22 protein-coding genes are annotated in these 21,394 nt (G+C 45.7%); 13 read left to right on the top strand and 9 right to left on the bottom strand.

The genetic code is table 11. The annotated features are described in order from the left end of the window. Positions 1-105 precede the first annotated feature (105 nt). The 4 genes from QUA50_RS12180 to QUA50_RS12165 all read left to right on the top strand — a co-directional run bounded on the left by QUA50_RS12180 (position 106) and on the right by QUA50_RS12165 (position 3,349). Complete coding sequence (locus QUA50_RS12180) at positions 106-306, top strand: hypothetical protein (RefSeq protein WP_445243158.1); 201 nt, start codon at positions 106-108, stop codon at positions 304-306. 78 nt (positions 307-384) lie between these two features. Next, on the top strand, positions 385-711 hold the full coding sequence (locus QUA50_RS12175) for a (2Fe-2S) ferredoxin domain-containing protein (RefSeq protein WP_333264456.1): 327 nt from the start codon (positions 385-387) through the stop codon (positions 709-711). A gap of 81 nt (positions 712-792) precedes the next feature. Further along, positions 793-2,235 (top strand): D-alanyl-D-alanine carboxypeptidase/D-alanyl-D-alanine endopeptidase, encoded by a 1,443-nt coding sequence (gene dacB, locus QUA50_RS12170; RefSeq protein WP_445243160.1) that lies wholly within the window; start codon positions 793-795, stop codon positions 2,233-2,235. Positions 2,236-2,452: 217 nt separating this feature from the next. Continuing rightward, positions 2,453-3,349, top strand: a complete 897-nt coding sequence (locus QUA50_RS12165; RefSeq protein ID WP_333264450.1) for an alpha/beta hydrolase — start codon at positions 2,453-2,455, stop codon at positions 3,347-3,349. A 264-nt stretch (positions 3,350-3,613) separates the two neighbouring features. Here the strand turns inward: QUA50_RS12165 and QUA50_RS12160 are convergent, their stop codons facing one another. Genes QUA50_RS12160 through QUA50_RS12150 form a run of 3 tightly spaced genes read right to left on the bottom strand, consistent with a single transcriptional unit; the run spans position 3,614 to position 4,345 of the window. Then, positions 3,614-3,838, bottom strand: coding sequence for a helix-turn-helix transcriptional regulator (locus tag QUA50_RS12160; RefSeq protein WP_333036912.1), 225 nt, complete (start codon positions 3,836-3,838; stop codon positions 3,614-3,616). A gap of 29 nt (positions 3,839-3,867) precedes the next feature. Next, positions 3,868-4,095, bottom strand: a complete 228-nt coding sequence (locus QUA50_RS12155; protein WP_333264447.1) for a hypothetical protein — start codon at positions 4,093-4,095, stop codon at positions 3,868-3,870. 1 nt (position 4,096) lies between these two features. Further along, complete coding sequence (locus QUA50_RS12150; protein ID WP_333264445.1) at positions 4,097-4,345, bottom strand: hypothetical protein; 249 nt, start codon at positions 4,343-4,345, stop codon at positions 4,097-4,099. A gap of 616 nt (positions 4,346-4,961) precedes the next feature. On the opposite strand from QUA50_RS12150, the gene QUA50_RS12145 reads away from it, so the two are divergent. Continuing rightward, positions 4,962-5,681: a hypothetical protein gene (locus QUA50_RS12145; protein ID WP_333298692.1), complete on the top strand. Its 720-nt coding sequence runs from the start codon at positions 4,962-4,964 to the stop codon at positions 5,679-5,681. A gap of 686 nt (positions 5,682-6,367) precedes the next feature. Here the strand turns inward: QUA50_RS12145 and QUA50_RS12140 are convergent. The 3 genes from QUA50_RS12140 to recA all read right to left on the bottom strand — a co-directional run bounded on the left by QUA50_RS12140 (position 6,368) and on the right by recA (position 8,488). Further along, positions 6,368-6,634: a Txe/YoeB family addiction module toxin gene (locus tag QUA50_RS12140; protein WP_333264440.1), complete on the bottom strand. Its 267-nt coding sequence runs from the start codon at positions 6,632-6,634 to the stop codon at positions 6,368-6,370. Next, positions 6,627-6,881, bottom strand: a complete 255-nt coding sequence (locus QUA50_RS12135; RefSeq protein WP_333264437.1) for a type II toxin-antitoxin system prevent-host-death family antitoxin — start codon at positions 6,879-6,881, stop codon at positions 6,627-6,629. Before QUA50_RS12135 ends, QUA50_RS12140 begins: the two co-directional genes overlap by 8 nt. 470 nt (positions 6,882-7,351) lie before the next feature. Beyond that, positions 7,352-8,488, bottom strand: coding sequence for a recombinase RecA (gene recA, locus QUA50_RS12130; RefSeq protein WP_333264434.1), 1,137 nt, complete (start codon positions 8,486-8,488; stop codon positions 7,352-7,354). Between the two features lie 316 nt (positions 8,489-8,804). Here recA and QUA50_RS12125 point away from each other — a divergent pair, with 316 nt between their 5' ends. Then, a complete protein-coding gene (locus tag QUA50_RS12125) occupies positions 8,805-10,421 on the top strand; it encodes a glycosyltransferase family 39 protein (protein WP_333264431.1) in 1,617 nt (538 codons plus the stop codon). 356 nt (positions 10,422-10,777) lie between these two features. Then, positions 10,778-12,313 (top strand): peptide ligase PGM1-related protein, encoded by a 1,536-nt coding sequence (locus tag QUA50_RS12120; RefSeq protein WP_333264428.1) that lies wholly within the window; start codon positions 10,778-10,780, stop codon positions 12,311-12,313. 200 nt (positions 12,314-12,513) lie between these two features. On the opposite strand, the gene lepB is transcribed toward QUA50_RS12120, so the two are convergent. Then, positions 12,514-13,122: a signal peptidase I gene (gene lepB, locus QUA50_RS12115; RefSeq protein ID WP_333210444.1), complete on the bottom strand. Its 609-nt coding sequence runs from the start codon at positions 13,120-13,122 to the stop codon at positions 12,514-12,516. A gap of 89 nt (positions 13,123-13,211) precedes the next feature. Here lepB and QUA50_RS12110 point away from each other — a divergent pair, with 89 nt between their 5' ends. From QUA50_RS12110 to QUA50_RS29265, 3 genes are all read left to right on the top strand, one after another. Then, positions 13,212-14,534, top strand: coding sequence for a dihydroorotase (locus tag QUA50_RS12110; RefSeq protein ID WP_333264426.1), 1,323 nt, complete (start codon positions 13,212-13,214; stop codon positions 14,532-14,534). 196 nt (positions 14,535-14,730) lie between these two features. After that, positions 14,731-15,057 (top strand): DUF433 domain-containing protein, encoded by a 327-nt coding sequence (locus tag QUA50_RS12105; RefSeq protein ID WP_333264423.1) that lies wholly within the window; start codon positions 14,731-14,733, stop codon positions 15,055-15,057. Between the two features lie 3 nt (positions 15,058-15,060). Next, entirely contained in the window at positions 15,061-15,267 is a 207-nt protein-coding gene (locus QUA50_RS29265) for a DUF5615 family PIN-like protein (protein ID WP_445243159.1), read from the top strand. Between the two features lie 287 nt (positions 15,268-15,554). Here the strand turns inward: QUA50_RS29265 and tsaE are convergent, their stop codons facing one another. Then, positions 15,555-16,004, bottom strand: a complete 450-nt coding sequence (tsaE, locus tag QUA50_RS12095) for a tRNA (adenosine(37)-N6)-threonylcarbamoyltransferase complex ATPase subunit type 1 TsaE (protein WP_333264420.1) — start codon at positions 16,002-16,004, stop codon at positions 15,555-15,557. An 83-nt stretch (positions 16,005-16,087) separates the two neighbouring features. Beyond that, entirely contained in the window at positions 16,088-17,488 is a 1,401-nt protein-coding gene (locus tag QUA50_RS12090) for a gluconeogenesis factor YvcK family protein (RefSeq protein ID WP_333264417.1), read from the bottom strand. A 164-nt stretch (positions 17,489-17,652) separates the two neighbouring features. On the opposite strand from QUA50_RS12090, the gene QUA50_RS12085 reads away from it, so the two are divergent. The 3 genes from QUA50_RS12085 (at position 17,653) to QUA50_RS12075 (ending at position 20,985) form a co-directional block, all read left to right on the top strand. Beyond that, positions 17,653-18,435, top strand: coding sequence for an ATP-binding cassette domain-containing protein (locus QUA50_RS12085; RefSeq protein ID WP_333066584.1), 783 nt, complete (start codon positions 17,653-17,655; stop codon positions 18,433-18,435). Between the two features lie 100 nt (positions 18,436-18,535). Then, on the top strand, positions 18,536-20,026 hold the full coding sequence (locus tag QUA50_RS12080; protein WP_333264415.1) for an MlaD family protein: 1,491 nt from the start codon (positions 18,536-18,538) through the stop codon (positions 20,024-20,026). 182 nt (positions 20,027-20,208) lie between these two features. Beyond that, positions 20,209-20,985, top strand: a complete 777-nt coding sequence (locus tag QUA50_RS12075) for a Uma2 family endonuclease (protein WP_333264412.1) — start codon at positions 20,209-20,211, stop codon at positions 20,983-20,985. Positions 20,986-21,394 lie beyond the last annotated feature (409 nt).

The following is a 21,394-nucleotide window of genomic DNA, read 5'->3' as shown; positions in this document are numbered from 1 at the left end:
TTAAAAGTTTTTTTTAGTTATTTAGTAATGCACAAATTTAGGTGTTTGTCAAATTAATTTAGATGCGTTTACCCTGGTTACCGCTGGGGCAAGTTAGACCTTTCGGTGAGAGAAATTGTCTGTATGAATTGCGGCACTCTTCACGACAGAGACGACAACGCCTCAAAAAATATAGAACAAGTCGGGGTAGGGCATATCCACGACTCAAAATGGGCAGGGAGGGAGTGTAAGACCTCAATTGAGGCAGTTCCCGATGAACTGTCAACCCGTCTAAAGTACGAACAGTTAACTCTGTTCGACTGGTAGGGAATCACCGCGCCTTCAGGCCGGTGAGGATGTCAAAAGATTGTTAAGATATCTTAAAGAGCGGATAAATCCTTACCAATGCCAGAATCTCCAGCCACAGAACCAGACTCGCAACCAGAAGCGCGCTGTGTATTGGTTTGCCAGTATCAATCTTGCCTGAAAAATGGTTCAGCAGCAGTGCTAGCTGCTTTTGAAGCTCAACAAGTTGCCGGGGTAAAAGTGGAGGCCTGTAGCTGTCAGGGACAGTGCACCACTGGCCCGACTGTGCGAGTTACCCCAGACGAAATTTGGTATTGTCGAGTTAAACCGAGTGATGTAGTGTTAATTGTGGAAGAGCACCTCAAAGGGGGAAAACCTGTAGAGGCGCTATTTAATCCGAGAATTCATGCGCGTTATTATTATTAATATTGACTTGATTCGGTGAAACTTCCAATATCGGGCGCATCTAATTTTAATAGTTATTGTTAAGGAACTGGCACTTTGAAAATCCAAGGAATTGCGCTTAGTTTGTTAGTGCTGGTGCTTGGGCGTCCGTCGGCGGTTGCTGCTCAAACTTCGGCGGTTGCTGGGGATATTTGTCCTGGGGAATTGGGGGCGCAAGTAGATGCGATCGCCAACCGTCCCGAATTTAGCCGATCGCGCTGGGGCATTTTGATTCAACCTCTATCTTCTACTGCTACTCTCTACAGCCGCGACGCCCAAAAATATTTTATTCCAGCATCAAATGCCAAGCTGCTAACCACAGCCGCTGCTTTGCAGAAACTCGGTGCAGATTTTCGGATTAAGACTTCGGTTTACAGCGGCGAAAATGGCAGTTTGTACGTTGCCGGCAGGGGAGATCCGAGCATTGCTGAGGCTCAGTTGAAATCTTTGGCGCAGCAGTTGAAGCAGCGGGGAATCAGTCAAGTTAACCAGTTGATTGGCGATGACAGCTATTTTCAAGGCAGTGCAGTCAATCCGAATTGGGAATGGGAAGACGCGCAAGCTGGCTACGGCGCGCCGGTTAACAGTTTAATTTTCAATCAAAACGCGATCGACCTTCTTTTGTCCCCGCAGGCTCTGGGGCAACCTCTGAAAGTTACTTTTGCCGAACCAAAGCTGGCAAATCAGTGGCAAGTTCAGAACAATTCAGTAACAGTCGCCCAAAATGAATCTGAGTTTATTGAAATTGGTCGTGAGTTCGATCGACCTATAATTCGAGTCAGCGGACAGTTGCAAGTTGGTGCAGAACCTGAATCAGCTTATGTCGCAGTTGTCAACCCCGCTAATAATTTTTTGCAGTATTTTCAACAAGCCCTGGCGGCTGAGGGAATTCCTGTTAAACAGGCTTTAGTTGCATCGGCTTCTCGCAATTTAAATCAAGAATTAGCGACTGTTGAATCACCGCCGCTGGCGGAATTGGTGAAAGAAACTAATCGCGAAAGCAACAATCTTTATGCAGAAGTTTTATTGAGATTGCTGGGAAAAGTTACAGGCAAGATGCCTGTGCCACAAGAGGATACAGGTGAAAGCGGTTTGAAAGAGTTAAAAACAGCTTTAACTCAATTAGGAGTAAATCCCAACAGCTACAGATTAGCCGACGGTTCCGGCTTGTCTCGGCACAATTTAATTAGTCCCGAAGCCTTGGTGCAAACTTTGAGATTGATGGCCAATTCACCTGCTGCATCTATTTACCGCCAGTCACTGCCGATCGCTGGCGAGAGCGGCACTTTAAAAAATCGCTTTAAGATTACACCAAACCGCGTAAATTTGCAAGCAAAAACAGGAACTATGAGCGGAGTTTCGGCGCTGTCGGGATATATCGAAGTTCCAAATTATGAGCCACTGGTGTTTAGCATTATCGTCAATCAATCTGACCTATCGACTGCAAAAATGCGATCGGCAACGGACGAAATTGTGCTATTATTGAATCGCCTGCGCCGCTGTTAAAACAATACATTTAAGGCGATAAACTTGCAGTCAGTAGTTACACCTAAAAAACCGGACACCCCAAAACCCTACAAGTTTTAAGTTTCATTAGATTGCGCCGACGGGGATCGAAAAGCAGCTACAATAAAAGTAGAAAAATTAACACCATTGGGCCGTTTCAGCCTGCTACCAGTCGGCGGGTTGTGTACTTCCCGAAAATAAGTCTAACTTTCCAACTATGAATTCTTTCGATTCCGAACAGCAACACATCTTTGTCGAAACCAATAACATCCGCCTGCACTGTGTTTCTCAAGGAGAAGGCGAGCTCGTTCTCCTCCTGCATGGGTTTCCAGAGTTTTGGTACTCTTGGCGTCATCAAATCCCTGCTTTAGCGCGTCATTTCAAGGTGGTAGTGCCGGATTTGCGGGGCTACAACGATTCCGACAAGCCGGAAAGCGGCTATGATTTAGATACGCTGAGCGCGGATATTCGCGGTTTGATTTCGAGCCTCGGTTATACAAAAGCTCACGTTGTAGGTCATGATTGGGGAGGGGCGATTGCGTGGCACTTAGCTCAAAAATTCCCCGAACAACTCAACCGCTTGGCAATTTTAAACGCTCCGCACCCGCAGCGATTCGTGCAGGAAATGGCGAGCAATATAGATCAAATCCGCCGCAGTTGGTACGTTTTGGCGTTTCAGGTTCCCGGCATTCCCGAATGGTTGATCCGGCACAACTTAAAAGATTTTGTTCACAATGTTTTCCAAGGACAAGCTGTTCGCAAAGGATCTTTTAGCGCTGAGGAAACTAAGATTTATCAGACTGCTTTAGAAAAGCCGGGAGTATTAGCCGCCGCTATCAATTATTACCGGCAGATGTTTCATCCGCAGAGGCTGTGGCATTTGGCGGAGAAATTAGAACCTGTGACAGTGCCTACTTTGGTGCTTTGGGGAGAAGAAGATGCGTTTTTGAGCCACAAACTTGTAGAAGGTTTAGACAGATTAATTACGGCTCCGTTTAAGTTGAAATTAGTTCCTCACTGCGGTCACTGGATTCAGCAGGAAGCGCCGCAAACGGTGAATCGAGAATTGCTGAGTTTCCTGAGAAATTCTTCTCGTTCTGTGGCTTTGGCATAGAAAAAAATTAACGCTTGCAAATAAGAACGGGCAAGATGCCCGTTCCACAAGAAGATTGAATTTTTGTGGAACGGGCATCTTGCCCGTTCTTAATATCTGACGCACCCTACTTATTGATCAATACGCTTGGGTTAAAACTGTTTATTCCTCGGAGATCCCCCTAAATCCCCCTTAAGAAAGGGGACTTTGAGTAAGTTCTTGTTCCCCCCTTAAGAAGGGGGGCTAGGGGGGATCGGGCTTAACTGAAGCGTATTGACTTATTGATCAGTCCCAGAGCAAATTTTCTTGGATCAGCAGTGCAATCATCGCAGTTCTGGAACAAACACCGAGTTTGATAAAAATCCGCCTCACGTAAGTAGCAACCGTCCAGTGACTGATATTTAAATTTTTGGCAATACATTTGTTGGGCAGCCCTTGGGCTACTAATTGCGCGATCGCTCTTTCGCGTGGACTCAGGCTAATTTCCGGTTTGTAACTTTTGCTTTGCATACTTTTGCAGTGAGGTAACAAGTTAAAATCTAATCAATGAATGGTTGAATTCCGAGTTTTTCTCGATCTTCAGATAAAGGATTTTCCCAATCAGATGCAACGTCCCAATTAATTAACTGAGTGGCTAATTTTCCGTGTTTTAAGCCTTTGATAATTTGTCCGATCGCGCAACTTAACCCGCCGATGGGTCTAACTAACACTAAAATCGCACAAGAAGGACGAAATACTTGAGCGCGAGTAAACGCTTGAAGTACCAATTCATCTTCTGTTGAAGCTGAAAGACCAGTCAGAACCGGTTAAACGTCGTGGTTTCGCACCAATCCAGTCTCCCGATGCGATCGGCTCAAAGCCTTGTTCGTCTAGAAATCGCGCCACTTCGCACCCTAATGTTCCTGCTGGCAGTTGGCGCAATTTTGCCAAGTCTATTTCAAAATGTCGATCGCTCTCAATTTGAGGATTAATTGTTTGAGCCATCTTTAATATAACTCCTAATTGACCGTCAGCCATAATTCATTCTCCCTTCAACAATGATTTAAGTTTCGAGCCAATTAATTTGTGTTTGTCAAGTTCATTTTTGCGCTGAATCAAGACGATTTTTTTTCCCGACTCAGCTTAGAAACCGTACTTTCTGTCACAGCAATTGGCTTTCAGGAGCTTTTACATTTCTTTACAAACATTCTTAGATGTGAAATCTGCTATCTGTAAACATCGCCCTAGTGTTTGGAATCCCAACTTGACCCACCGGGAAGTACCCGTAAAATCTACAGTATTTAGCGGTGATTGGAACTCCCTTACTTACGTATATAAATTTATTCTGCTGCTAATTATTAGAACTTGCAATGAGTCAGAAGTGGAAGCTTGCAGGCATGGTGATGCAGGTGCATACAAGTGAAGAGAGTAGAAGGGAGCTGAAGCAAGGTGAAGTTATGTATAGTTGATGTTTGGCAATTACGCAGTAGTGTCAATCCCCCGTAGTTGCCGAATTTGTAGTCGCAATCATGGGGATGGCCCGTATATAGTTAGAATGTTGCTCAAATGAGTGTCACTCATTTGAGTGACTGGTCAAATATCTTCACCAACAGCTACAAATAAAGTAGAGATTAATATCATACAAGGTGTTGCTGTGAAAAAACTATCCATTTTGTTATCCACAGGAGTTCTGTCATTAATTTGGTGCGGTGCTGCTAGCGCTACGACTTATGTTAATCCCAACGGTAAAACTACTTTAAACCTGTCAGAAAAAGGGAACAATCGCAGAGGTTTTTACTTGACCAAAGTAGGCAATCGGGAATTTTTGGGCAATATTCAAATTACCCGTTCCGAAGGAGCAGCAGGCTCTTACTATTACAATGGGACTTTCAAAGACAGTGCAGCGGGCCCTGGCAGAAAAATGGTTTGTTCTGGGGATATTACCATTGTTAGGCGTCAAGTTAGAAGGAACAGCCAATTGGGAGCCGAAGTTACTTGGAAGGTGAAAGGAGGAGAAAATTGTCCTTCTATTGGCCAGACATTTAAAGTAAATTTAGTCGAATCTTTACCGCGTCCTAATGCAAGTGGCGACTATACTTCTAGCAATTCTAATACTTGGTTGACTGAAACTGCTGGTTCTGGAACTTGGCCTGCTTGGCGAGTCACGTCGCGAGATGGACAACTCAACTGTCGCAAGACTCCAAACGGAGCAATTCAACAAATTTACCGCGCGGATAGAGATACAATTGCTGCTGAACTCAGGGGAGTAAATGCGATTACGATGGCGAACGGTCAACCCTGGTTGCGGACAAGACAAAACTGTTATGTGCGCGCTAATTCTCAATACGTTCAGCCAGTTTCTATGCCTGAGTAAGTGTTTGTAAATTGGGAGCATCTCAATGAAAGCAGCCAGCCCCAAAATTGGAGTTTTGAGGCAAGAGGCAGAAGTCAGAAGGAAGGAGCCAGAAGAAGTGTTTTTACAAATATGAGTTCCTCCCAGTTCCGCTGTCATAGCCACGCGGCTCACGAAAAGACATGAATCCAGTTTACAAGGAGTATTTTGAAAACAATTCTGTTGGGATAAGGAATGAGAATTAAATAACTTCCACTCTTGAAAGTGGGATGGGCCTAAGATCCCGTCCACTCATGACGGGCTATAAGAGCCCATCCCACAATAACAATTAAAATTATAAGTTATTTAATTCGCGATCCTAAGCTGTTGTGGATTTAAATTGTATGTCAAAAAACAATAAAACTCTTGTGGGGAGTAGGGGTTGGGCGTCCCGCCCGCCTCGAATATGCAATTTAAATAAAAAGTCCGCGTTATTTTGTGGCTGCACTACTAAACAATCAATCACTGCATAACAATTGCCATGCAAAGGAGTACCCTCTCATCCCTGTTTATCCTGCAAAACTTACATAGCGTGACAAAAGTTACGCTCGCCCGTTAAATAGAAACTCGCTATCATCATAAAATGAAAATTAAACTGCTCAAAGAATCGCCGACTTTCCTGTTAAACAAAAACACCGCACCATAGCTACAGCCTGCTAAGGAGGATGTCAATCAGAATAGCGGTATCGACAAGAGATAATCGTTAGATACTCGTCATCCACAGCATAAACTAATCGATTCGTATCATCAATTCGCCGCGACCAAAAAGCAGCCAAGTTCTCCCTCAGTGGTTCTGGCTTTCCCATCCCCTCAAACGGCAATCGGATTGTTGCCTCAATTAGCTTGTTAATTCGTTTTAACGTTTTCTTGTCTTGCCCTTGCCAATATAAATAATCGCCCCAAGCCTCATCCGTCCATGCTAACTTTCTAGTCATCCAACAAATTTCGCTCCACCACTTTCCCCTGCTTAAACTGAGCAATAGAACGCTCCAAATGGGCAGCATTGGCGGGAGATTTGAGTAAATGAACTGTTTCCAGCAAACTATTAAATAACTCTAGCGACATCACCACGGCATCCTCCGCATCCCGTCTAGTGATGATGGTATAGTCCGTATCTTCCACTACTCTGTCTAAAACAGCCTTGAGGTTATTTCTCGCTTCGCTAAAAGAAACAATATTCATGTAGTTGACACTTGTACTACTTACTGTACAAGTATAGCAATCCGCAATATATTCGGCAATCCCGATCTCATATGATGTCCGGTCAATTTACTGGTTCTATGGCTGTGTTACTGGTTTAAGCTGTTGTGCATTTAAACTGCACAGTAAAAATTTGGTCAAGTTCTTGTGGGGAGTAGGGGTTGGGCCAGAAAGCCCGCACAAAAAATGCAATTTAGATGTCGAACAGCTTATATCAATTGGGCTCTTCATCGGAATGATATAAACGGAGGACACGGCAATGCCCGTTAGTGTCAACTTAACGTTAAACCCGCAGTCCGACAGGGGTTAAAACCCCTGGCGGACTCGTGGGATGACTAACGGACTTGGCGGGCTTTTACCTTAAGTTGACACCAATGGGCTTTTGGAGTGTCCCTACCACGATCGATTGTAGGGAGACGGCACTGCCGTGTCCTCGCTTGTCATTCCGGTGCTTAGATTTCTTCGTCCAAGCCATCTACATCATCTACATCATCTACATCATCTACATCATCTACATCATCTACATCATCTACCTCAATAGGAGCGACAGAATTAGCAGAAACCAGAGCACCAGTCTCAAGTTTCTTTTTAACTAGCTCCTCAATTTCATTTTTGAAATCGATGTTTTTCTCCATGTGCTGGATCACTTTGTCTCGTCCTTGAGCTATGTTCTCTCCGTTGTAGCTATACCAAGAACCTTTTTTGATGATTACTCCCATTTCGTCGGCCAAGTCAGTCAGACAGCCTAAAGTAGAAATGCCTTTGCCAAATACAATGTCAAATTCGGCAATGCGGAAAGGCGGAGCAACTTTATTTTTAGCAACTTTAACTTTCGTGCGGTTGCCGTATTCTTCTGTACCTTTTTTCAAGCTTTGAATGCGGCGAATATCGAGCCGCACGCTGGCGTAGAACTTGAGTGCGTTACCGCCGGTTGTTGTTTCCGGGTTGCCGTAAGTTATGCCGATTTTCTGCCGCAATTGGTTGAGGAAAATGACGGTACAGCCGGATTTGCCGATGTTGCCGGTGATTTTCCGCAAAGCTTGACTCATCAAGCGGGCTTGCAAACCCATGTGGGAGTCGCCCATGTCGCCTTCGATTTCGGCGCGGGGGACGAGGGCGGCTACGGAGTCAACTACTACGATATCGACGGCGACGGAACGCACGAGTTGATCGACTATTTCTAGGGCCATTTCGCCGGTATCCGGCTGGGAAACTAAGAGATTTTCAATATCGACGCCTAAAGCTGAGGCGTAGGTGGGATCGAGGGCGTGTTCGGCATCGACGAAGGCTGCGATACCGCCGGATTTTTGGACTTCGGAGATCGCGTGGAGAGCTAGAGTGGTTTTACCGGAACTTTCCGGGCCGTAAATTTCAATAACTCGACCTTTTGGCAAACCGCCGCCCAAAGCAATGTCCAGTGTCAGGGCTCCGGTGGGAATGGTTTCTACCTTCATGCGAGTGGAGTCTCCCAATCGGACGATCGCCCCTTTGCCAAAGCTGCGCTCGATTTGGGAGAGTACGGAAGTTAGAGCTTTTTGCTTTTCTGAGTTTTCAGTGGAAGTTTTTGACGCATCTTTGCTTTTTGCCATTTGCGGTACGCGGGTAGACCCCTTGCGGAGCTTGTTGATTAACTGTACAACACGTATGTTAGCAGTTATTTTTGGGGTCTGGAGGTTCTGGGAGCATTTGGTTGAAGATTCTTGATTTTGGGGTGGTTCAGCCTGCTCCAGGCTTCAGAAGGCCCAAGATGTAGAAGATATTTAACTGGTTCCCAGGCTCTGTGTGGGAACCGATGTAAGCGAGGCTCTGCCTCGAAAAGCTTACATTAAAATTGGAGGCAGAGCCTCCGGATCTGTGTTACCAGGAAGAGCCTGGTAACAAGTAATCGCCACAATTAGGACAAGCATGGCATCTACAACACATCAAGACACATCTGTCAATAGCAAAAATTCCGGCTGGTTGATTAACTTATTGGCGATCGGCATTTTACTAGGTATCGGATTTCGGTTTTTTGAGATCGATCGCAAACTGTACTGGCACGACGAAGCTTACACATCAATCCGCGCCGCTGGTTTCACCCGCCAAGAAATCGACGATGAACTATTCCAAAACCGCATTTTTCCCGCACCTGAATTGCAAAAATATCAGCGGATTAAACCGGGAAGTACGGAAGCAGACACAATTCGTTCTTTAGCACTCGAAGACCCGCAGCATCCGCCTTTGTACTTTCTCATGGCTCGTTGGTGGATGCAGCAATTTGGCAGTTCTCTAACAGCATCCCGCACTTTGCCAGCAATATTGAGTTTGCTGTCGCTGCCTTTGATGTACGCTTTAGCTCAGGAACTTTTCGCCTCGAATTTGGCTGCGTTATTAGCAACAGCACTTTTGGCTTTATCTCCCTTTGACATATTGTTTGCTCAGACAGCAAGGCAGTACAGTTTGCTGACAGCCACAGTTATTGGCAGCAGTTGGCTGCTGCTGAGAGCAGTGCGGTTGCGGGATTGGAAAAATTGGGTATTTTACTCGCTGGCGATCGCTCTTGGTTTCTACACTCACCCTTTCTTCAGTTTAACACTCATCGGACACGGAGTTTTTATAATTTCTTACTGGTTGTTTGTCAAAAAAACAAAATTGCGAGGTCATGTAACTAATTCCCAATTTTTTTTAGCAGTAACAGCCGCTTTAATATTGTATTTTCCGTGGATTTACGTGCTGGCAACCAACCTGGAACGAGCATCAGCTACGACTGATTGGACGCGAGTATCTCCGGGTTGGCTGTATCTTGTCAAATTGTGGACACTCAGCTTTACAGCTTTATTTTTTGACTTCGACTTCGGGTTTGATAATATTTGGACTTATCTGCTGAGATTGCCATTTTTGCTGTTAATTGCGGCAGCGATTTACACAATCTGCCGCCGGACTAGCAGTTCAACTTGGCTGTTTATTGTAACATCAATTTTTATACCTTTTTCGATCCTGGCGTTACCGGATCTAATTCTAGGCGGCAAACGTTCTGCCGTCAGCCGCTATCTGATTTCCTGCTTTCCAGGAGTGCAGCTAGCAGTTGCTTACTTGCTCGCTTGTTACCTGAAAACTCAACAGCGGTTTTGGCAAGTCATTTTAGCCTTGGTATTTACAGCAAGTATAGCATCCTGTACGGTCAGCGCTTTTTCTGATACTTGGTGGAGCAAAGACTTGAGCTATTTTAATGCTGAAGTTGCGAAAATTATTAACAAAGAGGCGGTAGCTAATCGATCGATTAAAGATACAATTGTAATTAGCGATCGCGGCAACGACTTTACGAACATGGGAGATTTGCTGTCTCTGAGTTATTTGCTCGACAAAGATGTAAGGCTGATGCTGCTGAGCCATTCGCCCGATATGGAGCTGCTGAACAAATATTCGGCTCCCCTAGTGTTCCGCCCTTCGGAAAAATCGATCTCGGCATTTAAGCGAAATCAACGGCGGTTAGAGCCTATATTGGAATATGCCCGACTTTTTCGAGCGCGGCGAGCTTCTTAGAGCAGATTGGCAGAAATGGACGATCGTCCCGGTATGGTGCGTTAGTGGATTTTAGATTTTAGATTTTAGATTTATTCCACAGATGAATCTGGGAGATTAAACTTTAGTCTAAAATTTTTGGATATTCACAATAGGATTACGTGGCACGGTATCGGTTTTTGGGCGGGAGCAGAAAAAACTGTTTGAATTGCTTCAAATATTTCGACTGACGCACCTTAAATCACTATTTGGGCATTTTTGTCAATTCTCCCGGTAAGGTGCGTCAGACAAAAAACTGTGTGAGTTGTCTCAAATATTGGGGCTGACACACCCGACATCATCAGCAATAATTATTTGAATACTTAGGATAAAATGCAATGCAAGAGTTAAATAATTCATCTTCCGAATCCGCGCAGAAGTTTCGCAATCTTCAGACAGAATTACGGGAACGTTGGCGAGCAGTCGAAGAATTCGACAGCGGAGATTGTGACATTATTATCATTCCTTCTCTCAGCTTAGATCAGCAAGAAATGCAGAAAGTTGAGGGTGCTTACCACTACGAAGAGCGGCATTTATTTTCATTGATTCGGCTCCGAAATCCCCGCACGCGCTTAATTTACATTACCTCGGAGCCCTTGCACCCGATGATTGTGGATTATTACCTGCAATTGCTGCCGGGAATTCCATTTTCTCACGCGCGCGCTCGGCTTGTGCTATTCAGTGCTTACGATGCTTCTGCCAAATCCCTCACCCAGAAAATTTTAGAGCGTCCCCGCTTAATGGAGCGCATTCGTCAAGCAGTGCGGCCGACAAAATCCTATATGGTTTGTTATAACTCGACGCCCTTAGAACGCGAGTTATCTGTTCAATTGGGGATTCCTTTGTGGGCTAGCGATCCCGATCTGTTATACTGGGGAACAAAAAGCGGTAGCAGGCAAATTTTCAAAGAATGTGGCGTGCCTTATCCTGACGGTTCCGAGTTGGTTTGGAATGCGGAAGATTTAGCGGAAGCTGCTGCGGATTTGTGGGCGCGACAGCCGCATTTGCAGCGGATAGTAATTAAGCTAAATGAAGGTTTTTCGGGGGAAGGAAATGCAATTTTAGACTTGAAGCCGATCGCAGGTAAAGCACCTACAGAAAGAGCGAAGGCAATTGGCGAGCACTTGCATAATTTGCGCTTTCAAGCAAAGGGCGAAACCTGGGAAAATTTTAGCAGCCGCATTCCCGAATTAGGGGCAATTGCCGAAGCATTTATCGAAGGAGAAGAAAAGTTCTCGCCCAGTGTTCAAGGCAGAATTGTCCCCAGTGGCGAAGTAGAAATCCTCTCCACTCACGACCAAATTTTAGGAGGCCCAGACGGCCAAATTTTCTTGGGTTGCCGATTTCCAGCGGACGAATCTTACCGGCTGGCGTTGCAAGAATTGGGATGGAAAGTCGGGAAAAATTTAGCCGAAAAAGGTGCTTTAGAGAGATTTGGAGTAGATTTTCTCGCGGTGCGCCAATCAGACGGCAAATGGGATATGCAAGCAATAGAAATTAACTTGCGGAAAGGAGGCACAACTCATCCGTTTATGGCGCTGAAGCTGTTAACAAATGGTCGGTACGAACGTTCGACAGGATTATTTTACAGCCTGCAGGGCCGTCCCAAATATTATGTCGCTTCGGACAATTTAAAAAAAGAGCGCTATCGGGGATTATTACCGAACGATTTGATGGATATTATTGCTGACAATCAACTGCACTTTGACAGCGGTACTGAGACGGGCAGTGTGTTTCATTTAATGGGTTGTTTGTCGGAGTTTGGCAAATTGGGAGTGACAACTATTGGCAATTCGCAGCAAGAAGCTGAGGATATGTATAACAAAGTTGTGAAAGTTCTCGATCGCGAAACGTCAGGCGATTTTAGATTTTAGATTTTAGATTTTAGATTTGATCCAGTCATATCATGTCCGATCGATTAACCATAATATCCCGACCGGGGCGGGTTTTTGAGATTGTCAATTATTGACGATTATGGTTGGTGAACCCGCCCCTACCTAATTTCGGGTGATCGACCGGACATCATATCAGTCAGCTTAGAGCCCCCACTTCGCAGAAGTTGTCGGGGATCTAGCTAATTTTTAGCGGGATAAAGGGGCGTGGGGTCGATCGAACCTGTGCGGTTTAGCGGCCAAAAACGCACAATTGCCCTACCAATGATATTTTGCTTGGGTACAAAGCCCCAGTAATGACTGTCACAGCTTGCGTTGCGGTTGTCGCCGAGCACCAAGTAAGAATTTGGGGCTACAACTACAGGCCCGTAGGGATACTGTGGAATTTCTTCAATATATTTTTCCTGTAGCGGCTGCTTGTTAATAAAAACTTTTCCCTCTCTGACTTCTACAGTGTCCCCTGGAAGTCCGATCACTCGCTTGATATAGGCATCTTTGATCGGTGGTGGCTGTCCCGTGCACAAACTAGCCTGGTCAGGAGGCATAAATACGATAATATCTCCTCGCTGGGGCTCTTGGAATCTATAGCTTACCTTATCTATAATTAATCGATCGTTAATTTGTAGGGTTGGGAGCATCGAGCCGGTGGGAATGTAGCGTGCTTCGGCAACCAGGGTGCGGATACCAAAGGCCAAAAATGCTGCTAAGCCGATCGTCTTAATTCCTTCGATCCAAGGATTTTCGGTGTCTTGCGGAGGTTTTTCGTCGGCTGACTTGTCTAGACGAGTCATAGGGTATTGTAGTGACTGAGCTGGATACGAATTATAAACTTAATAATGCTTCCATGCTAGCACGCTGTTTACTGAATTAAGGATATCTTATGACTACCCAATCAAGTTTGTTAATCCGTCGCGCTCGCATTCTTTTGCCCAATGGTGAGTTTTTGGTAGGAGATGTACAAATATGCGATGGCAAAATTGTCCAAGTTGCTGCGGAAATTGTCGAATCTGGCGATCGAGAAATAGATGCCAAAGGCTTAACTCTGTTGCCCGGAGTAATTGATCCCCAGGTACACTTCCGGGAACCGGGTTTAGAACACAAGGAAGACTTATTTACGGCTAGCTGTGCTTGCGCTAAAGGCGGCGTGACATCGTTTTTGGAAATGCCGAATACGCGACCTTTGACCACAACCCAAGCTGCCTTAGATGATAAACTAAGTCGCGCTGCCGAGAAGTGTTTGGTGAATTACGGCTTTTTTATTGGTGCAACGCCGGAGAATTTGCCGGATTTGTTGAATGCGAATCCGACTCCGGGAATTAAGGTGTTTATGGGTTCGATGCACGGGCAGTTGTTGGTGGATGGAGAAGCAACTTTAGAGGCGATTTTTGCAGCAGGCGATCGACTAATTGCCGTGCACGCAGAAGACCAAGCTAGAATCAACCAGCGTCGTCAAGAATTTGCTGGTATTACCGATATTGCAGTTCACTCCCAAATTCAAGACAATCAAGCAGCTTTATTGGCAACTCAACTAGCAGTAAAACTTTCTAATAAATATCAGCGCCGATTGCACATTCTGCACCTTTCAACGGGGGATGAAGCTGAGTTTTTGCGCCAGGAAAAACCGAGTTGGGTGACAGCAGAAGTGACACCGCAGCATTTGTTGTTAAATACCAGTGCCTATCAAAAAATTGGCAGTTTAGCTCAGATGAATCCGCCTTTGCGCGAGCCCCGCGATAACGAAATACTTTGGCAAGCTTTACTAGACGGCGTAATTGATTTTATCGCCACTGACCACGCGCCGCATACATTAGCAGAAAAAGCTCAAGATTATCCGAATACGCCGTCGGGAATGCCCGGTGTCGAAACTTCTTTGCCTTTGATGCTGACGCAAGCAGTAGAAGGAAGATGTACAGTGGCGCAAGTTTCTCATTGGATGTCGGCGGCAGTTGCTAAGGCTTATAAGATTCCGAATAAAGGGCAAATAGCACCGGGTTTTGATGCAGATTTAGTCTTAGTTGATTTGGAGAAATACCGCCCGGTGGTGGGCGCAGAGATGGCGAGCAAGTGCGGCTGGAGTTCCTTTGAAGGTTGGAATTTAACTGGATGGCCAGTTGTGACTGTTGTGGGAGGAAAAGTTGTTTTTGAGAATGGTAAATTGGATACAAGTGTGAGGGGAGAAGCATTGACATTTGACGCTGAGTAAGCAGCCACAAGACTTGTCCGACAAACCCAGTTCGCGATCGCGATCCGACTCTCAGAAACCGGGTTTTTTAACCGAGATTAAAGGTCGGAACGAAGTATTTTGGTTGAAAAACCCGGTTTCTGCCTCCAGGACGGAAACCAAAAGTTGTGCTACAATTATCAGACTATATTCCCTTATTATCAAGGCGATATTACCAATGCTTCTCCAAGAACTTGAAACACAACTCCTGGCCTTAACTCCGACTGAGAAAGCTGAAGCCATCCTGCTTTTAAGCCAAAGTTTAAACAATAGCTGGCCAGGAATTACCAAAACTCCCGACGTGTGTGGCGGCGATGCTTGCATTGCCAAAACTAGACTTCCCGTTTGGCTGTTCGTGAGTTTGCGCCGTCAAGGTTCAAGCGATGCTGAACTTCTACAATTTTATCCCCAGTTGAATGCTGCAAACTTAGTAAATGTCTGGACTTATGCTGATGCACATCTGGAGGAAATCGAAGAAGCAATCTGCAAGAATGAGGAAGCCTGAGTCATGCTGAAGTTGTATGCAGACGAACAATTTACTTTGCCTGTTGTGCAATTGCTGCGCGCTTTTGGTCACAATATTCTGACTGTTCAGGAAGCAGGAAAAGCAGGACTTGGGATTCCAGATCCAGAGGTCCTAGCATTTGCTATAAGCAAAGATAGAGCTGTTTTGACATTAAATCGGTTTGATTTTATCGGACTGCACAACCGATAGCCTGACCACTCTGGTATTATTGTTTGTATTATAAATTGGAATGTATAAATGTTGGCAACACGCATCAATGATGCTATTGCTGGTGAGGAAAGTTTGAGAGGTAAATTGATTCGTGTCAATCGTCCGCCACAGTAAGTTCGCGCTGAGATGTTACACCATTCTCTCTTAACAGGCTTTTCGGCCTGTTCCACAAAGAGTGAATTTTCTTGTTGTGGAACAGGCCGAAAAGCCTGTTGCTGAAAAGGCTGAGTGAGAATGGTGCAACATTTAAATTCGATCGCCTTTTCTCAAATTTCCAATTGCCAATTCAATAACTCGCCATTCCCAAGAACTTCAATTTGCCGCCCGTTATCTAGATAACTCAAATAAATTTGCAAATAATTTTCTGGTTTGTACTGCAATCTTTCCGCCCATTCGATCGCCACAATTCCCAAATCCCTTTCTAACCCGTCCCAATAACTTTCTAAGTGCAAAGCCTCCGCTTCGGCGGGTTCCAGTCGATACAAATCTAGATGGTACAGCGGAATTCGCCCTCCAAAATACTCGTTAATCAGGGTGAAAGTAGGACTCTCGATCGAGTCTGAGATTCCTAAACCTTCAGCGATGCCTTGAACCAAGGTAGTTTTGCCCGCACCTAAATCTCCTTGTAATAAGATTACAGTGCCTGGGGGGAGCGATCGACCTAACGCAGCACCAAACTTGCGCGTAGCCTCAGAATCTGGAAGAGAAAGTATCATCTTAGTCAGTAGTCAGTAGTCAGCAGTCATTAGTTAATGGTTAACTGTCAACAGTCAACAGTCAACAGTCAACAGTCACCAGCTTAAATGTTCTGGGCGCGGCCGTACCAACGCAGCAACATCCCCGCCAACCTTTGAGAATTGTGGCGAATTAAACCCGTATTTTCATCTTCATCCATGACATTGGCGATGACAACTCGCCGCCCCAATTGCGTTACGGCTTCTCGATCGAGCACAACCGGATAAGAATCCTCCTGAGAATAGCGGATCAAAGCCTTTGCAGAAGGGACTTTTCCTTGAACTACTACAGCATCGAACAGCGGCCTGCCGCAAGCGCGATCGATCGCCCGAATGTGATCCGCAACTGTATAGCCGTCAGTTTCCCCCGGCTGAGTCATAATATTGCACACATAAATGCGCGGAACTTCGCTGTTGGCGATCGCATCAGCAATTTCCGGCACCAACAAATTCGGAATGACACTCGTATAAAGACTCCCCGGCCCAATAATCATAAAATCCGCTTCCCGAAGTGCTTGGGCCACCTTGGGCAACGCCGGAGGATTAGCAGGAGTGCAGCCAATTTTGATGATTTTTCCGTTAGCTTTTGTAATGCTGGACTCCCCCTCAATCCTGCGGCCGTCCGCCAGTTCCGCCCACAAAGAAACGTCGCTCAGAGTAGCCGGCAGCACCTCTCCCCTAACTGCTAAAACTTTAGAACTCGCGGCGATCGCCTGTTCCAAATCTCCAGCAATATCGCTCATCGCTGTCAAAAACAAATTCCCAAAACTGTGACCCACCAAACCGTCACCAGCCCGGAAACGATATTGAAATAACTCAGTCAATAACTTTTCCTCGTCGGCCAAAGCAGCCAAACAATTGCGAATGTCTCCCGGCGGCAATACCCCAATTTCCCGCCGCAGCCGCCCGGAAGACCCCCCATCATCCGCCACCGTGACAATAGCAGTGATTTTGGCGCTGTAATCCTTCAATCCCCTGAGCAAATTAGAAAGACCCGTACCGCCCCCAATTGCCACAATTTTCGGGCCGCGGTTCAAGCGGCGGTGGTTGAGGAGTCGATCGACCAATTCCTCATTCCCTTCGGGCATCAGCACTTGGGTAATAGAGTTCAAACTGCGAGTTTGTCCCCACAGAATTAATAAAATCCCGCCAGCAATCACGATCGGGCCCGACACGTAATTAGGAACAACTTCCGCAATCCACGCCAAAAAATTTCTCAATAATTGCAATAAGAAGAAAATGGGAGTCATCCCAGTCCAAATCGCTAAACCCAAAGTGGCAAGTACCACGCCGCTAGCACTGATCAGCAGCCAGCGTTTCACTAACAGTCCGGGGGCTAACCACTTAAACCACTGGTGAACTCGCCCGTTCCGCAAAGAAGGGGGGTAAGGATTTCTGGATTGGGCAAAAACCTGCTTGGCTTTAGCCAAGACGCGGAGGGCTTTAGGAAGTGAACTAATTGACATGGTTAATTAGTCTTAAGGGTATTGGAACAGCTCGATCTGACAAATTTACAATACAAGAGAGTTTTGATTCTGGCAGTCAATTTAAGTAATTAGTGATTAGTCATGAGTCATGAGTCATTAGCTAGACTGATGACTGATGACTGACAACTTATTGATAACATCCTATGGCTGAGCCGCTAATCGAACTCAAGGGGGTAAGTAAGTCCTTCGGCCAGAACCCGATCCTCGATCGAGTGGATCTGAGGATTTATCGGGGAGAGGCCCTGGCAATTATTGGCCCTTCCGGGACGGGGAAATCTACGATTCTGCGGATAATTGCGGGTTTGTTGGCCCCGGATGCCGGTGAGGTTTTTGTTCAGGGACAGCGCAGAGTCGGATGGGTGGACGACGTGGCAGATCCGATCGGAATTGGGATGGTGTTTCAGCAAGCGGCTTTGTTTGATTCGCTGACGGTGGAGGAGAATGTCGGTTTTTTACTTTACCAGCATTCTAAGCTGCCGCGCCGCCGCATTCGGGAATTGGTGGAGGAGAAGTTAGAGATGGTGGGTTTGCCGCGAATTGGCGAACGCTATCCGGCGCAGTTGTCTGGGGGAATGAGGAAGCGGGTAAGTTTTGCCCGCGCTATCATGGCGAATCCTGATAATGACAGGGATAATCCAGAGGTTTTGCTGTACGACGAACCGACGGCGGGTTTAGATCCGATCGCTTCGACGGTAATTGAAGATTTAATCAGGGACTTGCAGGCGGCCCAAGGTGTTTGCAGCACTTATGCGATCGTCACTCACCAAGACAGTACCATCCGCCGCACTGCCGATCGCATCGTATTTCTCTATCGAGGCAAAGTGCAGTGGGAGGGAACTGTCAATGACATTGCATCGACAGATAATTTACTTATCCGACAATTTTTTAGCGGCAGTGTTACTGGGCCAATTCAAGCGCTTGGATAGTCAGCCAATTTTAGATTTTAGATTTTAGATTTTAGATTTTAGATGGAAATGACTGATGATGAATGACTAATAACCAATGACCAATGACTGAGGAGGTAATATGCGATCGCGAACTGTAAGAGAAGGTTCTGTCGGGTTCTTAATTTTAGTAGGAATCGGTTTATTTGGCGGCTTAGTGCTCTGGCTGCGGGGCGTGCAGCTAGGGAACCGCAGCTACAAATTCGCCGTAGAATTTGCCAGCGCCCAAGGAATGCAAATAGGCACGCCCATCAGGTATCGCGGGGTTGCAGTCGGTAAAATTACCGCCCTCCAACCGGGTTCCAACGGCGTAGACGTGACGCTGGAGATTGCCCCCGGTACTTTAGTGATTCCCAGGGATGTTACGATCGAAGCGAATAAATCCGGTTTAATTGGCGAATCGTCGATCGACATTACCCCCAACTCGATTTTGCCAGAATCATTAGTTACCGCCAATCCCGTTAGTGCCAACTGTCCCCCAGAGATTATCTGCCAAAATTCGCGCTTAAAAGGTCAAGCTGGAGTCACTATCGACGAACTAATTAAATCCACAGTCCGCCTAGCTAATTTCTACACTGACCCCGCGCTGTTTAACAATATTAAATCTCTAGCAGAAAATACAGCCAACACAGCGAAAGGTGCAGCTAAACTAACGCAAGATTTATCTAAATTAACTCAGACTGCCCAAGCGGAAATAAAAACTTTAAATCAATCGGTAAGGGGAGACATTGGAACATTAAATCAATCTGTAAAAACTGAAATAGCCAGTTTGAATCAATCATTAAAGGGGGAAGCAAGCAGCTTGAATCAATCATTAAAGGGAGAAGCAAGCATCTTAAATCAATCGCTCAAGACGGAAATATCAGCAGTCGCCGCTGATGTTTCTAAAGTAGCAGCTACGGCGGACACTTCCACAAAAGCCGTATCTGCCGCTGCGATAAATTCTGCTAATTCAGTAACTCAAGCAGCCAATCAAGTTACCTTAACAGCCAACCAACTCAATTCTTTAGTAACAACCAACCGCGCCAGTTTAGTTTCAACTCTGAATAACATCAATCAAAGCAGTCAGGAACTGCGGGTAGCTGTCAGCAGTTTGAGTCCGACAATTAATCGTATTAACCAAGGACAATTGCTGAACAATTTAGAAGTTTTATCAGCGAATGCAGCCCAAGCTTCTAGTAACTTGCGAGATTTATCCAGCCAAGTAAACAATCCCGCCACTTTGCTATTATTGCAGCAAACCCTAGATTCTGCACGAGCTACATTTCAGAACGTGCAGAAAATTACTTCCGACGTGGATGATTTGACAGGAGATCCGGCTTTCCGCAACAACATTCGCAGGTTGTTCAACGGATTGGGCGGCTTGTTGGGTTCGACAGAACAACTGCGACAGCAAGTTAAAGTCACTCAAACATTAGCCCCCCTTTCTGAGAAAGTAAATGCGAGTAAAACGGCCAGAAATCAATCATTAGAGCCGGGATTTCCCAGCTTGCAAAAACAGCCCAAATTGCCTGTTCTACCTTCTCAAACTGCAAGATCAGCAGAACCAGTGGCTCCAGAAAATACTCCTTAAAACAGGGTATCATTGAATAACCGCAATTATTGCAAGATTCGGGAGTTGCTTTAGTTAGTAATGTGGGCCTTTCGCACCCCGATTACAGCTAGTTAATAAAGTGCGCCTTTCGCACACCGGCATTAAAGTTATTGTCCAAATCCTATTAACAAAAAACTCTTTCCATCCAAACAAGAAAACCAATGACGCAAACATTATCGAAACCAGTCGAAACCCAAACGAAGTATACTGTAACTTGGGAAAAATTGCCAGACGACTTTAAATTACCCGACGAGCCTGTGGAAAACATCAACCAACCACTTTTAGCCGCGGGACTCCGAGAAGCCTTGGATCTGGCAGGATTTATCCTAGCTTCAATGCTAATAGCTTCTAACTTTGGACTCTGTGCCAAAGTCAACGACAAAACAGTAGTAAAAGCCCCTGATTGGGTGTACGTTCCCTCGGTATTGCCAGCAGAACCAGGAGAAGTTCGCCGCAGTTATACGCGCAATGCTGAGGGAGAAGTACCCGCAGTAGTGATGGAATTTTTATCGGATACTGACGGTAGTGAATATTCAAATAAACCGACATATCCTTACGGGAAATGGCGGTTTTACGAGCGAATTTTGCAGGTACCGATTTATGTAATATTTGAACCGAAATCGGGAGTGTTGGAAGTGTACAGACTCTCGACATCGGGAGAATATGAACTGCAAGAACCGGATGCTAATCAGCGATTCTGGATAGAATCAATGGGTTTATTTTTGGGGGTTTGGGAAGGTGAAAAATCTCAGAGAACGGGTTATTGGTTGCGCTGGTGGGATGAGAATGGCAATTTGCTGCTGTGGGGTGCGGAACGGGTGGAACAGGAACGCCAGAGGGCCGAAGAGGAACGCCAGAGGGCCGAAGATGAACGGCAGAGAGCCGATCGACTAATGGCATACTTGAGAAGCCAAGGTATCGATCCTGATGGCATTTGAAGGTGTGGAAGGTCGATCGACCTTTGGGCCCTTAATCCAATCCCATTTTGATTGCACAATCGAGTCAGCAAGGGCGTTTGAGATTAAAAATAACCATAATTAAGGAGCGCTCGGCTCGACTGCAACAACATTAGAAGAAAAATTAGATCGGCTTTCTGATGAATTAGCCTCAGCACTAGAAGCGGAACGCCAGCGCGATCCTGAACTCACATCTTTGCTACCGCGTTACCGAGCTCGGTTTGGCGAATTGCCTGAGAGTAACGGCTAAAAAGTAAGGGTGCGATCGCGCTTCATCGATCTCGATCGCGTGTTATTGTCACCTAAATGTCATTGACAAATCTCAGATTTTGTGTTGTGGCTAGAATTGATCTCAAATTTTAAATCGGGGAAAGGCGATCGTTTTGCGATC

Origin of the sequence: Microcoleus sp. M2_D5, assembly GCF_036701935.1 — a bacterium.
GTDB lineage: Bacteria > Cyanobacteriota > Cyanobacteriia > Cyanobacteriales > Microcoleaceae > Microcoleus.
The sequence above is the reverse complement of the archived record's forward strand: the minus strand, read 5'-3'. Positions and strand labels throughout refer to the sequence as shown.

Coding starts and splice junctions, on each gene's coding strand:
- QUA50_RS12160 (WP_333036912.1), bottom strand. CDS start 3,838: ATGCAAAGCAAAAGTTACAAACCGGAAATTAGCCTGAGTCCACGCGAA.
- lepB (WP_333210444.1), bottom strand. CDS start 13,122: ATGACTCGTCTAGACAAGTCAGCCGACGAAAAACCTCCGCAAGACACC.
- QUA50_RS12150 (WP_333264445.1), bottom strand. CDS start 4,345: ATGGCTGACGGTCAATTAGGAGTTATATTAAAGATGGCTCAAACAATT.
- QUA50_RS12080 (WP_333264415.1), top strand. CDS start 18,536: ATGCGATCGCGAACTGTAAGAGAAGGTTCTGTCGGGTTCTTAATTTTA.
- QUA50_RS12105 (WP_333264423.1), top strand. CDS start 14,731: ATGCTTCTCCAAGAACTTGAAACACAACTCCTGGCCTTAACTCCGACT.
- QUA50_RS12090 (WP_333264417.1), bottom strand. CDS start 17,488: ATGTCAATTAGTTCACTTCCTAAAGCCCTCCGCGTCTTGGCTAAAGCC.
- QUA50_RS12140 (WP_333264440.1), bottom strand. CDS start 6,634: ATGACTAGAAAGTTAGCATGGACGGATGAGGCTTGGGGCGATTATTTA.
- tsaE (WP_333264420.1), bottom strand. CDS start 16,004: ATGATACTTTCTCTTCCAGATTCTGAGGCTACGCGCAAGTTTGGTGCT.
- recA (WP_333264434.1), bottom strand. CDS start 8,488: ATGGCAAAAAGCAAAGATGCGTCAAAAACTTCCACTGAAAACTCAGAA.
- QUA50_RS12085 (WP_333066584.1), top strand. CDS start 17,653: ATGGCTGAGCCGCTAATCGAACTCAAGGGGGTAAGTAAGTCCTTCGGC.
- QUA50_RS12075 (WP_333264412.1), top strand. CDS start 20,209: ATGACGCAAACATTATCGAAACCAGTCGAAACCCAAACGAAGTATACT.
- QUA50_RS12175 (WP_333264456.1), top strand. CDS start 385: ATGCCAGAATCTCCAGCCACAGAACCAGACTCGCAACCAGAAGCGCGC.
- QUA50_RS29265 (WP_445243159.1), top strand. CDS start 15,061: ATGCTGAAGTTGTATGCAGACGAACAATTTACTTTGCCTGTTGTGCAA.
- QUA50_RS12110 (WP_333264426.1), top strand. CDS start 13,212: ATGACTACCCAATCAAGTTTGTTAATCCGTCGCGCTCGCATTCTTTTG.
- QUA50_RS12165 (WP_333264450.1), top strand. CDS start 2,453: ATGAATTCTTTCGATTCCGAACAGCAACACATCTTTGTCGAAACCAAT.
- QUA50_RS12135 (WP_333264437.1), bottom strand. CDS start 6,881: ATGAATATTGTTTCTTTTAGCGAAGCGAGAAATAACCTCAAGGCTGTT.
- QUA50_RS12125 (WP_333264431.1), top strand. CDS start 8,805: ATGGCATCTACAACACATCAAGACACATCTGTCAATAGCAAAAATTCC.
- QUA50_RS12120 (WP_333264428.1), top strand. CDS start 10,778: ATGCAAGAGTTAAATAATTCATCTTCCGAATCCGCGCAGAAGTTTCGC.